This is a genomic window from Bacillus sp. T17B1 (assembly GCF_026796395.1).
GTDB lineage: Bacteria > Bacillota > Bacilli > Bacillales > Bacillaceae > Bacillus > Bacillus spizizenii_A.
Genome location: NZ_JALAYA010000043.1, coordinates 50,162 through 63,321, shown reverse-complemented (window position 1 = coordinate 63,321; position 13,160 = coordinate 50,162). Strand labels below are relative to the sequence as shown.

Annotated in this window: 13 protein-coding genes and 1 pseudogene; 4 read left to right on the top strand and 10 right to left on the bottom strand. The window is 43.0% G+C overall.

The window, feature by feature from the left end; all coding sequences use genetic code 11:
- Positions 1–43 precede the first annotated feature (43 nt).
- The 10 genes from MOF34_RS17840 to purT all read right to left on the bottom strand — a co-directional run bounded on the left by MOF34_RS17840 (position 44) and on the right by purT (position 8,461).
- Positions 44–925: a helix-turn-helix domain-containing protein gene (locus tag MOF34_RS17840; RefSeq protein ID WP_268401166.1), complete on the bottom strand. Its 882-nt coding sequence runs from the start codon at positions 923–925 to the stop codon at positions 44–46.
- Between the two features lie 111 nt (positions 926–1,036).
- Positions 1,037–2,374 (bottom strand): erythromycin esterase family protein, encoded by a 1,338-nt coding sequence (locus tag MOF34_RS17835; RefSeq protein WP_268401165.1) that lies wholly within the window; start codon positions 2,372–2,374, stop codon positions 1,037–1,039.
- Between the two features lie 104 nt (positions 2,375–2,478).
- Entirely contained in the window at positions 2,479–2,757 is a 279-nt protein-coding gene (locus MOF34_RS17830; RefSeq protein ID WP_268401164.1) for a hypothetical protein, read from the bottom strand.
- Between the two features lie 37 nt (positions 2,758–2,794).
- Complete coding sequence (locus tag MOF34_RS17825; protein WP_268401163.1) at positions 2,795–3,604, bottom strand: phosphatidylserine decarboxylase; 810 nt, start codon at positions 3,602–3,604, stop codon at positions 2,795–2,797.
- Positions 3,597–4,085 carry a DedA family protein gene (locus tag MOF34_RS17820; RefSeq protein ID WP_268401162.1) on the bottom strand — a complete coding sequence of 163 codons (489 nt, stop codon included), beginning with the start codon at positions 4,083–4,085 and terminating at the stop codon, positions 3,597–3,599. The genes MOF34_RS17825 and MOF34_RS17820 overlap by 8 nt, the downstream gene beginning before the upstream one ends.
- The gene (pssA, locus tag MOF34_RS17815) at positions 4,076–4,609 is read right to left on the bottom strand and encodes a CDP-diacylglycerol--serine O-phosphatidyltransferase (RefSeq protein ID WP_019713182.1); all 534 of its coding nucleotides are present in this window, start codon (positions 4,607–4,609) and stop codon (positions 4,076–4,078) included. Before pssA ends, MOF34_RS17820 begins: the two co-directional genes overlap by 10 nt.
- 198 nt (positions 4,610–4,807) lie before the next feature.
- The gene (locus tag MOF34_RS17810) at positions 4,808–5,692 is read right to left on the bottom strand and encodes an alpha/beta fold hydrolase (RefSeq protein ID WP_268401161.1); all 885 of its coding nucleotides are present in this window, start codon (positions 5,690–5,692) and stop codon (positions 4,808–4,810) included.
- 172 nt (positions 5,693–5,864) lie between these two features.
- Entirely contained in the window at positions 5,865–6,260 is a 396-nt protein-coding gene (locus MOF34_RS17805) for a DUF2606 family protein (RefSeq protein ID WP_019713181.1), read from the bottom strand.
- Entirely contained in the window at positions 6,223–7,164 is a 942-nt protein-coding gene (gene mpr / locus MOF34_RS17800; protein ID WP_019713180.1) for an extracellular metalloprotease Mpr, read from the bottom strand. Before mpr ends, MOF34_RS17805 begins: the two co-directional genes overlap by 38 nt.
- Positions 7,165–7,306: 142 nt before the next feature.
- The gene (gene purT / locus MOF34_RS17795) at positions 7,307–8,461 is read right to left on the bottom strand and encodes a phosphoribosylglycinamide formyltransferase 2 (RefSeq protein ID WP_268401160.1); all 1,155 of its coding nucleotides are present in this window, start codon (positions 8,459–8,461) and stop codon (positions 7,307–7,309) included.
- Positions 8,462–8,696: 235 nt separating this feature from the next.
- Here purT and MOF34_RS17790 point away from each other — a divergent pair, with 235 nt between their 5' ends.
- From MOF34_RS17790 to MOF34_RS17775, 4 genes and pseudogenes are all read left to right on the top strand, one after another.
- Entirely contained in the window at positions 8,697–9,524 is an 828-nt protein-coding gene (locus tag MOF34_RS17790) for an AraC family transcriptional regulator (protein WP_268401159.1), read from the top strand.
- Positions 9,521–10,441 (top strand): DMT family transporter, encoded by a 921-nt coding sequence (locus MOF34_RS17785; RefSeq protein WP_268401158.1) that lies wholly within the window; start codon positions 9,521–9,523, stop codon positions 10,439–10,441. The genes MOF34_RS17790 and MOF34_RS17785 overlap by 4 nt, the downstream gene beginning before the upstream one ends.
- A 73-nt stretch (positions 10,442–10,514) precedes the next feature.
- A pseudogene (locus MOF34_RS17780) lies at positions 10,515–12,660 on the top strand (glycoside hydrolase domain-containing protein).
- Between the two features lie 63 nt (positions 12,661–12,723).
- Positions 12,724–13,152: a hypothetical protein gene (locus MOF34_RS17775; protein ID WP_014112484.1), complete on the top strand. Its 429-nt coding sequence runs from the start codon at positions 12,724–12,726 to the stop codon at positions 13,150–13,152.
- Positions 13,153–13,160 lie beyond the last annotated feature (8 nt).

Sequence of the window (13,160 nt, the reverse complement as noted above, 5' to 3'; positions counted from 1 at the left end):
TTTCCATTAAATTACTAATTAAAGTAGTTATCTGAAAACTATTTTATAGTTCCTCTTCAAAAGATAAATTTATCGGCTCATCTAAAAGTTCTCCCGGCATTTCAAGATTTGTTGAAGGGATGCTTTCATCTACCTCTTCAAAAACAACATGATCCATCCACATCTGACCCGGCCCAGATAATAGGACACCAAAAGATATCACAGCACTCTTTTCAGGGACATCTAAAACAATAGCATAATGATTCCAATTGGTTGTCCCGGTAATAGGCCTGTTGCTCATATTGTCAAATTGGAGAACATCGTCAGCAGCACTGTCAACCCGCATCCAAAGTGAGGCAAAATGCTTCACTCCTCTTGTTTTGATAAAACTTGATAGCCGAAGCCTTTTTCCTAGATAGCGATCTGCCTTAAATTGCTGCATCATCGTCGCAAATTCACCGTTGCCCTGCACCATCGTTGATTTTAAATACCCTGAAGCTTTTCCCTGATGTACATTTTCCCGGTCAACCCCCATTTCGTATTGGAATGGATGGCTCCCGTTCAATAACCAGCCCTTCATTTTTTTCCCCATGCGAGATTCCTCCTTTTTTGCAGTCAATCGCTTCATAAATGTTCGATATGCTCCAGGCGGCATGTGATACAGCTTTTTGAACGTCCTCGTAAATGCTTCTTGAGATTCAAACTGATAATGCAAAGCAATATCCATAATACGAAAATCGGTATAAAGCAATGCTGCCGCTGCTGTAGCAAGACGTCTTAAACGAATATAAGAAGCAACCGACATACCGACTTCTTTTTGAAAGATCCGATGAAAATGGAATTTTGAAAAGCCTGAAACGTTTACAATATCCTCACTTGATATTTGCTCATGTAAATGTGATTCAATCCAATCGATTGTTTTCTGGATAGCTTTTTCATAATACATATCACGCTTCAATCTCCTTTCTGTTTTAGAATAATGGATCACAGCTTATATGTTTTGATTTTTTTTGCGATATGTAAAAACCCCCTGTACTATAACAGGGGGGGACACTACTCACTTGATAATAACTGATGGCGTGATATGCTCCAGCCAAATGACACCGTCATATTGTTCCTTCAAGATCATCTGCTCTTCCGTAATCCCCCAATAGAGTGCTGTCCGCGGGGTGTACATCCACGAAGTGCCTTTCTTGTTTTTTGTATGGAGAAAATCAACAAAGACAGCTGGATGGTTCGCAGCTTTCAGCAAAGCTTCAAGACTTCCAGACGGCGGCGGGCTTGTGACCGGCGTAACGGTCTTATTATCGCTATCGAGACTGGCGCCTGAATATGCATAAATGCCAATCGTATATGTTTGTTTTTTCAGCCGCTCCGGCAAATAATCACCCATGTTAGGACCGTTTAGCTCTACCCAGTCCTTTATCATTTTGGTATTCTGTTTGCGAAGATGGTAATTGTGGGCCCAGACAATGATCTTTTTTTTCGGATAAAGGGTTTCCGCAACCCTCTGAAATTGTTCAGCCATCATGCGGTCTCTCATATAGAATGAAAAATCCTCAATATTATCCGGATAATCCTTTAGTTTTTCTTTCATTTCTTCCAGCATATACGTTTCCATTACGTCAATTCTCAGCTGAAGGGAATGCATAAACATCTCATAAGCTTTCGGCTCTTTCGGAAGGTGTGCTTTTAGCTCTGAAGCATGTGTTTCAGCGAACTTGATCAGCTCTTGATAGTTTTTCGCAAGCGTTTCTTTCTTTTGCGCAAATTCATCAAACGTGTTGCTGTTAGTCACCAATGTTGAAAAGTCATTTTCTGATTGGGAGAGCAGCTCTGCTTTTTCAGGGTCCACTGCTTTGACCCATTGGTTTGCAGCGTCATTGAATGAATTCTTCATGCTTTGAATATCAAAACCCGTAAGGATAAGCGGATCGCCTTTCTCTTTTTGCTCTTTCATGTAAGCAAACAGCTCAACAACATCTTCTGTGTGCCAAACGGGATATATGGATTTTTTCATCGTGCTTTTAGAGGTAAGTTGATCCATATTAAGGTAGGATGCATTTGTATCGGTAAAGCCAGACTCAAAGGCCAATACATCGTACCCCAGTTCTTCGTGGAGGTATTTGATCATGCGGACCTTTGTTGCATTGATTTCGCCAGCGCCGTGTGTGGTTTCTCCTAACTGAACAATTCGTTTTCCTTTCAGCACCTTCTTCAGAAATCGAAGGTCTTTGTTTGAGGTATCGGAAGAATGTAGTGGATGTGCATGTCGTTCAATCCACCAATTCCAATGTTTTTCCTCAGAAGCAGCTCGGGCGGAGGCTGAAAAAGAAGTAAACGCCAAACAGACAATCAGCAGCGGCAGAGCTGTTTTCACTATCATTTGTCTCAATTCTATCTCTCCTTTTCTGTAAAATGCTCTAGTAATTACGAGATTGATACAGAAAAAGTTTCCTTTTTTCACCAACAAAAAAAGCTTCTCTATTGAAAGAAGCCTTAGCTGGATCCTCTCATCACCTGATGAAAGTAAAACCGATACGTATTTCGTAAAAATGTTTCAACCGGAAGCTGTACATCCGCTTGGTATTTGCTGATGATGAATGGAAACCGTTCGATTCCTTTCTCGCGAAAATCACTCGCTTGCTCTTCATCTGTTGCCTTCTCTTGCAGAACCGCTTCAACAATTGGCCAGCACGCTTCCCGCACTTGCCGCAGGACGGCTTCATCTCCGGTGTTCTGATAATCTTTGATCCAGCTGATGATTTGTTTCTCCATGAGTATCACCTTTCTTCAAAAAAAAGAGGCGCTGCGCTTATACGAGCTCCTCTTTTTGTTCTTCGTATCCTATCAATTCTCCGACTTGGACTTCTTGGCCTTCTGTTAAATTGGCTGACGGCTGGAACGCGTCTCTTTCAAAAATCAATATGACGGTTGAGCCAAATGAAAAATATCCAAGCTCCTCGCCGATCTCCAGCACGTCCCGTGTACTCGTCTGCACGATAGAGTTAATATTCATCGCGCCGACGGGAATCATCAGGATATTTCGAGTGCCGCCATTCAGCTCGTACACAAACCGGTAATTTTTCGACAGCACGTCTTTCCCGTATTTTAACCCTAATTGATTTACAGGGTAAGAACGATTTCCAAGCTCGGCCAGCTTTTGATACCTGCAGCTGATCGGAGAATGGAAACGATGATAATGCCGCGGGCTTAGATACAGCACGATGAAGTATCCGCCGTTGTATTGATGGTCTGCGCTTTTACAGCCGGTCAGCTCAGCGAAAGAGTAATCTTTTCCCTTTACTGTAAAGGTTTGATTCGGGTTGATTGTTCCTACCGTCTGAACCACACCGTCAACAGGGCTAACCACCGCGTGCGCCTCTTTTGAAACAGGGCGCCGCTCCAAATTAATATGTCGAATGAACAATTCGGACAGCGAACCGTAATCAGCGGCCGAACCGTCTACATCATCCCAATTTAGCCGAAAATGTTTTGAAAAAAGCGGAATGACCGGTTTGCTGATTTTAGACTCGCAAAATCCTTTAATCAGATAGGATGACAGACGATGATTCGTCAGCTCTATCAATGATCGATACAGAATCTTTACAGCCGTATTAAACATGAATAATCCCTATAACCCTTCCGATTGTAATAAAAATAAAGCACCATAAAAAGGCGCCGATTGCCGCAAACGCAATATACGTTTTCAAGTTCATTTTGCCGATTCCCGAAAAATAACACGTCATATGTCTGACGCCTGGAATGAAATATCCTAAAATAAGAGAATATGGACCGTATTTATTCATCCATTTTTCTACTTTCATCATTCTCTTTTCTTTTAATCCGATCCACTTGCCGTACTTGTCGATAAACGGGCGCCCAGCTTTTCTGCCGATCATGTAGCTGATCACCATACCTAACAAAGCCCCGACAAAGCTGATCAAAATCGAAAGCTCATAATTCAGCACGTCAGTATGCGTGAAGTAACCAACGACGGTCATCATTACTTCATCTGGAATCGGCAGTCCAACAATCCCTAGAACCAGCATCAAAAAAATAGCGATATAACCGTAATCCGCTATAAGCTGCTGAACTAATTCCATCTCTCAGACTCCAGGTTTTCTGCCGCATGTTTTTTAAAGTGAGGAAATTTTATTTTACTCACCATTAAATAGGAAAGTCCGCAAGTGCCGATTGCCAGCAGGATCGGGTTATAGACAAAGCTTAGAATAACGAGACACATGCCCGCAAATGGAATCGGCATCCCGATAAAGGTCGGAAGCTTGCTTTGCTCAATGTTAAATTTAGAGAGGCGAAGCATTCCACAAATGCTGTACGTCAATGCGCATAAAATCCCGATAAACGGAAGGGCGTATAATGAGACACTGTACGCAAGCATAGAAGGAGCCACACCAAACGTCACTAGATCAGCAAATGAATCCAGTTCTTTTCCCATATCAGAAACGGCATTCAGTTTACGTGCTGCCATCCCGTCAAAGAAATCAAGAAACATGCCGGTAAAAATGAAAAGCACTGCGGAATGAATGTTGTGATATAACAACGAATGAATCGCCAGCATTCCGCAAGTAAAGTTTCCTATCGTAATCATACAGGGGATATAATTCACAGTGTAACCAAACCTCCAATTGTAAAACCATCTATCTCATTCGACGATATGCATCGAATAGCGTTACAGGAAAAATTTTCTCTATTAAGCATGATAACATAGAATGCCCCCAAAAAAGCAGCACTCAAATTCTTTTATTATACAACATTTGTTATCTTTTGAACAATGAATGCCAATCTTTTCATGTTTCTTACTATATTATTTCCCGCTCAAAAAGGACAAGACGCGTTGATTGACGTACTCTGGCCGCTCCAGAGATAACAGATGTCCGGTGTTCTTCACGATTTCAGCCTGAATCCCCGGCACCAATACTGAAGCCCGTTCTAAAGCCATTTGCTGATGGTACCTGACCTCGTACTCACCAAACATCAGGAGTATCGGGACCGTTATCGATCTCAATTCCCGGTCTGTGAACACGTACGGAAAGCCATTTTCTGTCGGCTTCAGGCTTCTTTGTTCGTCCTGCCATTCCACACCCGTTACAATTTGTCTTTGCAGTACAGGATGTAGATCATAACGGCTATCGGTAATCCACTTCATATATGCATGAGCTCCTCTTGATCCCGTAAGCCCTGCAACGTATTTATAGACATCCGGATGAAATGAAATAAATGCTTCGGCGGGACTCATAACAACCGCCCGCTCTACTCTTTCAGGGACTCGGAGCAAGAAATTTACGATATGGGATCCTCCAAGCGAAAGGCCTGCCAGGTGTGCTGTCTCAAGTCCAAGAGAATCAAAGACATCTTTCAGCCATTCTGCGCAATCAGCTCTCGTATCCAGAGGAGCTGATGGGATACTTTTATTTTTGTCTCCTATTATATCGACTGCATATGTACGATATTGACTGCTCCACTCCGCGATATTCGGATACCACATAGCAGAGCTGAAGAGCCCCCCGTGAAGCAAAATGAGCGAAGGTGCGTCCTTTGGCCCACTTGCCATGATATGTGTTTTTCCAAAACGAGTAGAAACATAGAATGCTTCCGACTCAATCGGCCACAAAGAAAGGCTTTTATCATATGCCTGGTAAAAGCGGAGACCGCTCTCAGCCACGGCGAGCTGCATCGAATCTTGTGTCATCTTCTTCTTTTTCCTCCGGGTTTGATTGATATAAAATAAAGGGTAACGCCCCTTTTGTCTCATAAGAAAAAATACCTATTTCTCATTATCTCATATTATAAATTTCCAGTATATAGTTTGGCTTCCTGTGATACATAAAAAAGGCAGTTTCCCTCGAAATCAGAGAAACCGCCTATTCTTTGAAAACTAATAGAATGACCTTATCTTTTTTATCCTCTGTAAATGAGATGTCATGGGTTACTGATGTTTCACCCTTCGTCAATGCAACTGAGTAGTCACCTTTTTTGCCTGCCCATTTGATGTCTCCGTTTTTATCTGTTTGACCAAGTATCTCGCCAATCTCTGTACTTGGCTTCTGGTCTGAGACTGGCGCTTTGACAATCGTAATTTGAACCCCTTCGACGGGCAGCCCCTTGGCATCCTCCACATGAAGAGTAACAGGGATAGCCGTTTCTTTCTGAGCAGATTGCGTTTGTGAGCTGCATCCGCATAAAAACATAATAAACATGAAAATAGCTAATTTGCTGTATTTATTGATTTGCCCAATATTGAATATTGTTGAATACATCGTTCGTCACCCTTGTTCCCAAGTTATATGACGATCCCCCGTTCGTGTGAATAGCAATAGCTGTCTGCCCTGTATCACTATAGTTTCGGTAAACAGGCGAGCCGCTTTGGCAGCCGTACGTATCAGTTGTATAGGTCAGCTTATACGTTTCAGCGGATCGAATCGGCTTTGTATCCGACCACATCGTGCCAAAGGTTTTGTCACACGGGAATCCTGTCACTGACGAGGAAAGGCCCGCGGGACTGCTGCTGTTTGTTGTCCGGTAGCCGTACCAGCCAACCGTGTTTCCAGGAGAACCGTTTAATTTAATCGCTCCGTAATCATAATTGGTGTTATTGCTCTCCGTCCATCCTTTGACGGAGTAAAACATCGTGCCTGAATAAGTACCGTATGGATATGAAGAACCATTGCGGCCCGGCGCTGCGGTTATCGTCGAAGCCCATCCGTGCTCCTGGCTGTACACACAATGTCCAGCCGTTACGACAGTATTCGGATTGACTAAAAATCCGGTACATCCATAAGTGCTAGAGGTGTTGGGATACTTAATTGAAAGTTGAACAGTTGCTCTATAAGGAAAAGACGTAGTGCTGGAGATTCTGATGCGTTCATCGGTTCCGATGATACTTGAAGGCTGTAAGGTTTGAATGTTTTTTTCCAGTTCCGTTTGCCCGCCGTATAGCGATTTACTTGTTTTTCCGGTTCCCTCATAAGGGGCGGAAACCTGTTCTTCTTTTGACGTTTGGTTTTTCGTGGCATCAGCTTCTTTACCTGTATTTGATACAGAAGTTTGCGGATTCTCTGCCGCCTTTGCCGGTACAGCAAAAGATACCGCCGCTGCCATCGCCAAGCATAAAACCATAAAGCAAGCGGCACATTGTTTTCTGAATGTTGGAACTAATTTCATTCTGTCATCTCCCTCCTATTGTGTCAACCACTCATTCACATGGAAGACTTTTACATTATAATCAGGTTTTTGATTCTTATGATAAAACTTTTATAGGGGATGAAAAAACGGACCTTGTACCATAACAAGGCCCGCTTAAACTCTATTTTATAGATAGCTGATCCAAGGCATTCTTTGCATTCTCTCTCGCTGTTTCAACTGTATCAGCCGCAGAAAGCGCAACCGCCATACGGCGACCGGCTTTCGTGATTGGCTTACCAAAGACGCGAACTTGTGTCTTCGGCACTGCCAGTGCGTGTTCCAGTCCTTCTACAGTGTAATCCGCTGATTCTTCCGGTGCTTTGAGGGGCCGGCTGGCGCCAGGAGAAAGCTGTATGATTTCTGTAATCGGAAAACCGAGAATTGCCCGGACATGCAGCGCGAATTCCGACAAATTTTGCGTCACCAGCGTGACAAGGCCCGTATCATGCGGACGAGGAGACACCTCACTGAAATACACCTTATCCTTCGCAAGAAACAGCTCCACGCCAAACAGGCCGTACCCGCCAAGCTCATCGGTAATGGTTTTTGCGATATGCCTGGCTTCTTCCATTTGCTGCTCCGTCATATGATGCGGCTGCCAAGATTCGATATAATCTCCGTCCTTTTGCACATGTCCGATCGGTTCACAGAAAGTCGTGCCGTTGACTGCACGAACAGTTAAAAGCGTAATTTCTGATTCAAATGGAATAAACTCCTCTACGATCACGCGGCCGTTTTTCACCCGTCCGCCTTCCATCGCTGTCTCCCAGCAGCTCTCTAAATCCGCTTCAGAGCGGCACACGCTTTGGCCTTTTCCAGATGAACTCATTAAAGGTTTAACGACACAAGGAAAGCCAATATGAGCTGCCGCTTGGACAAATTCGTCATATGTATTCGCAAATTCATAGCCAGCCGTCGTAAGTCCGAGCGTTTCTGCCGCAAGCCGCCTGATGCCTTCCCGATCCATCGTCAGCTTTGCCGCACGTGCATTCGGGATGACATGAAACCCTTCCTCTTCAAGCTTCAGCAATTCATCCGTCGCAATTGCCTCCACCTCAGGCACAATCAAATCCGGTTTTTCTTTCTCAATGACGCTTCTGATCTGCTCGCTGTCCAGCATATCAACGACATAGCTGTTATGCGCAACCTGCATCGCCGGAGCATACGCGTAACTGTCAACCGCCACCGTCTGTACCCCAAGACGCTGGGCTTCAATCACTACTTCTTTACCTAACTCACCTGAACCTAATAATAAAACCTTCTTTGATTGATACATCTTTGCCCCTCCTATCTGCTTCCCAACCATTATAACTGAAATATTTGAAAAATAAATTTTTATTAAAATAGATAAAATAAAATTATTATTGAAGAAGCAAATTTTTTAAATTCTTAAACGAAAGTAAACAATAACGGTCTGCTTTCTCTATTCCCTAAACAGCAACATCATACAAGAAATCCCCAAAAATCATGCTACACTTAACCCAAGACACCACACCGACAGGAGGCATCCCATGCAAAACGAAACCCGAACACTGCAGCTTGATCCGCACCTTAATATAGAAGCCTACCGTTTCAAAGGGATTATGCAAAAATTCCCGAACCACTTTCACGATTATTATGTGATTGGCTTTATTGAAAAAGGGCAACGGTATCTGGCCTGTCAGGATCAAGAATATATTATTAATCCAGGTGATCTTCTCCTCTTTAACCCCCGTGACACGCATAGTTGTGAGCAGATTGACGGGCGGACGCTTGATTATCGGTGTATCAATGTGATGCCGGATGTTATGGAGAAGGCGGTGAAAGAGATTACTGGTGCCGGGCATCTCCCATATTTCTCCCAGCATGTGTTATTCCGCCACGAGCTGACAACCAGCCTGCAGGAATTGCATATTTTGATATCCAAGGAAAAACAGGCTTTGCGCAAAGAGGAGCTGTTTCTTCATCTTCTAGAAGAGCTGATCCGCCATTATTCTGACGTCACATTCCTCAGCAGCATTCCCGAACCATCCGACGAAGTCAAAATGGTTTGCGAATTTTTAGAAGAGCATTATGCCCAGAACGTTACGCTCAACGATTTGAGTGAACTAACAGGCTGGAGCAAGTATCATTTATTGCGTTCATTTACAAAACAAAAAGGAATTACGCCTAATAGCTACCTGGAGACAATCCGGATTAATCAAGCGAAAAAACTCCTTGAACAAGGGGTTAGACCGATTGATGCGGCATGTCAGACAGGATTCAGCGATCAGAGCCATATGACGAAGTTTTTCAAACGGCAGGTGGGGCTGACGCCGAAGCAATACATGAAGATTTTTGAAAAGGAGCTTCAAAAATGAGCACACAAAGAGAATCGGCCGGGCATATCGCAGCCATTGTGACCATTCTGATTTGGGGGACGACCTTTATTTCGACAAAGATTCTTCTGGCTGACTTCACTCCAATGGAAATATTATTTTATCGGTTTTTGATGGGCTATATTGCGCTTATTCTCGTACGTCCCAAAATAATTCCGTTCAAAAATTGGCGGCAGGAGCTGTTATTTGTCGGGGCAGGTTTATTTGGCGTAACCTTATACTTTCTATTAGAAAATATAGCTCTCACCTATACATATGCATCCAATGTCGGCATGATCGTATCCATAATTCCGATGATCACTGCGGTGCTGGCCCATTTTCTGCTTGAAGGCGAAAAACTGCGGCTGACTTTTTTCATTGGATTTGGGGCAGCACTGATCGGGCTTTTATTGATTACGTTCAACGGCAATGTCGTACTGCGGATGAATCCGTTCGGAGACATCATGGCAGTCGGGGCCGCTCTCGTGTTTGGAGGCTACTCGATTTTCATGAAAAAATTAAGCGCTTACGATTATCACATCATCGAGCTGACACAGAGAGTGTTTTTATACGGTTTGTTGTTTATGATTCCCGCTTTATTTTTGTTCGACTTCCATTTTGACCTGAGCCGATTTTCATCCGCTTCAAATGTACTCAACATGCTCTTCCTCGGCATCGGTGCTTCCGCTCTGTGTTTCGCCACATGGAATTACTCAGTCGGCGTGCTAGGCGCCGTCAAATCCAGTGCGTATATTTACATGGTCCCGGTCATCACAATCACAGCCTCCATCCTGATCCTGCACGAAAACATGACATGGATCGCTCTTCTAGGAGGTGCACTTACGCTTCTAGGCCTCTACATTTCAGAACTGAAACCGAAAGCGAAGCTGATGGGGAACGGAAGTACTATGGATGCTTAACGGCATCTATTTTTTATTTTGTCCTACGTTTGCCACCTATAAATGAACGAGATCTAAAGAAGGAGGAATCGAAATGGTTGATGAAATGGTCTTAATCACACAGCAATGGCTGAACGAAACGTACAGCGGAAAGCATGGGTATAACCCAGTAGAAGAGAGCAGGAAAACTGGGTGGGATACGATCTACGGTCTGACTCGGGCGCTTCAAATTGAACTGGGTATCTCAGAACCAGCTGATAACTTCGGGCCGACAACACAGCGCTTATTTAAGCCTCTTAAAAAACAAGATCCAAATTCAAAACCAAGCAACATGAATTTTATTTTGCAAGGTGCATTATGGTGCAAAGGCTTTAATCCCGGTGGTTTTACAGGCGTCTTTTATGAAAAAACAGAAAATGCGGTGAAGGAATTCCAGAAACCACGTTGATTATGAAAGCTTTATTAGACATGAGCGCTTTTAAGCTGGTATCTGGGGGTGATTCAAGAATCCGCCAGATTCAACAAAATTTAAACCGGGACTACAATGACTACATCGGCTAATGCCATGTGACGGACTGTATGCCCGCGATACAAACAAAGCCCTTATTTATGCCCTGCAAAAAGAAGAAGGCATGAGCACAAGTGTTGCCAATGGATTTTTCGGAAACGGCACAACAAGTTTATGTCCTACCTTAACTCCCGGGGATTCAAGAACCGGCTTTGTTTTAATTGTTCAGTACGCTCTTTATTGCAACGGGAAATCATTCGATCCTGGTGCATTTGACGGCAAATATGGTGTGGGTGTTGTTTCAGCCGTTAAAGCATTTCAAGAATTCATGTGTCTGCCTCAAACAGGTTATGCAGATATGCCGACCATTAAAGCTTTATTATCAAGCTCAGGAGATACAGCACGCGCCGCTTCAGCTTGTGACACTGCTACAATTATAACGGCAGAAAAAGCTCAAACCCTGCGGAATAACGGTTATAAAACGGTTGGAAGATATTTGACCGGGAATGTGCGGACAAGCAGCGGCCTTACTTCAAAAGCTATGACGTCTGAGGAACTATCAGTTATTTTTGATGCGCGATTAAAGGTCTTTCCGATTTATCAAGACGGCGGCTATGAATCTTCTTATTTTATCAAAGATCAAGGCACAAAAGATGCATACAGTGCTGCTTCTGCGGCTCGAAGATTAGGTTTCCCGTCAGGCACGACCATTTATTTCGCCGTCGATTTTGATGCCTACGATTATGAAGTAACCGATAAAATCATCCCTTATTTCCAAGAGATTAAGTCAGCATTTACTAAAATGCAGACATTTTCAACCGCACCTAAGTATGAAATAGGGGTTTACGGACCGAGAAATATTTGTATCCGCACTTCAGAAGCAGGACTGACAAAATATAGTTTTGTGGCAAATATGTCAACTGGATTTAGCGGCAATCTCGGCTATCCGATGCCAAACAACTGGGCCTTTGATCAATTTTATGAGGGAACAATCGGAAGCGGCTCTGGAAGCATCGGGATTGATAAAGACGGCTTTTCAGGAAGAGACTCAGGCGTAAGCCACGTGAATCCGCCATCTGATCCGGTATATGATGCAAGACTGCGTACACTGACAGACATTTTATCTACCATTCCGGCTTTAGAAAATCTATCAAGTCTTGCGAACGCTATGTTTGAATTTGATACGACAGAAACCATTTTTACATCACCTGAGTTGGATATTATTCTATCAACTTCACTTCTGGCAACCATACCAAGTGAAGGTTCACCAAACACAATTACCATTACAAATGGTAAACCAGGTGCCTATATCACAGGCTTATTAGGCGACACCCAAACGTCTCTCACTGCGTCACAAATCGACTCTTACCAAAACCTTTTAAACAGTCTCAGCTTATCAGTACGCAACGGATACTTGGAGATTTATGTAAACCCAACTGCTCAATCGTTAAACATTCAAGTTAAAATCTATACGCCTGATATTCCAGTAGGTGACAGTGCTACAACTGGACTTACGACTACGATTACGTTTAAAATAAAACAGAAGCACTTTACTTTGCCAGATACTGAGGAAGTATATTCACCGAATTGGGATACTATTGTCAACAACATGGTTGTGGCAGGTACAGGTATCTTGATTGTTGCTGGTATTGGTGCATTAGTATTAACGGTAGGCCCTGAAATGGGAGCTGCTGCAGTACTCTTCCGTACATTTTTAGCACTTTTTAAATAATATTGTTTCTCCATGAGTCCTTTAGGGATTCATGGAGTTCTTCTAAAAAAGGGGGGATACTGTATGAAAAGTAATATACATAAGTATCAGGAGATCACAAAAAAAATAGAAACCGACTTGTACCCTATCAGTCAAAACGACAATGATTTACTTTCTTACCTAATGAAACAAGACTCTTTCACACTCAACCAAATGAAAGTGTGTTTAATTGAACCACAGCTCACATTCAAACACACTGTCAAAATCGTATTTACAGTGACATTAATAACGTTATATATTTATTTTTTCAGTTCTCATTATAATGATTTAATAGAGATGGGTGTACAAATGTTTTTTGTGTTAATTGGCCTTATCTGGGTATTTGGTGTTTTCCCATTTTCAAGAAAAGTTCAAATTTCTGAGCGCTTCAAACAAAAATCCGAAAACGCCCGCATTGTCGGAATGATCGACTTCGTATTAGAACAAAAATACAAAAAAAGCATCTCTGAATAATCCCGAAA

Bases quoted from the DNA above. Each gene is read 5' to 3' on its own strand.
- MOF34_RS17785 (WP_268401158.1), top strand. From the start codon at position 9,521: ATGAGCACACAAAGAGAATCGGCCGGGCATATCGCAGCCATTGTGACC.
- MOF34_RS17830 (WP_268401164.1), bottom strand. From the start codon at position 2,757: ATGGAGAAACAAATCATCAGCTGGATCAAAGATTATCAGAACACCGGA.
- MOF34_RS17790 (WP_268401159.1), top strand. From the start codon at position 8,697: ATGCAAAACGAAACCCGAACACTGCAGCTTGATCCGCACCTTAATATA.
- MOF34_RS17810 (WP_268401161.1), bottom strand. From the start codon at position 5,692: ATGACACAAGATTCGATGCAGCTCGCCGTGGCTGAGAGCGGTCTCCGC.
- MOF34_RS17805 (WP_019713181.1), bottom strand. From the start codon at position 6,260: ATGTATTCAACAATATTCAATATTGGGCAAATCAATAAATACAGCAAA.
- MOF34_RS17825 (WP_268401163.1), bottom strand. From the start codon at position 3,604: ATGTTTAATACGGCTGTAAAGATTCTGTATCGATCATTGATAGAGCTG.
- purT (WP_268401160.1), bottom strand. From the start codon at position 8,461: ATGTATCAATCAAAGAAGGTTTTATTATTAGGTTCAGGTGAGTTAGGT.
- mpr (WP_019713180.1), bottom strand. From the start codon at position 7,164: ATGAAATTAGTTCCAACATTCAGAAAACAATGTGCCGCTTGCTTTATG.
- MOF34_RS17820 (WP_268401162.1), bottom strand. From the start codon at position 4,085: ATGGAATTAGTTCAGCAGCTTATAGCGGATTACGGTTATATCGCTATT.
- MOF34_RS17775 (WP_014112484.1), top strand. From the start codon at position 12,724: ATGAAAAGTAATATACATAAGTATCAGGAGATCACAAAAAAAATAGAA.
- MOF34_RS17840 (WP_268401166.1), bottom strand. From the start codon at position 925: ATGTATTATGAAAAAGCTATCCAGAAAACAATCGATTGGATTGAATCA.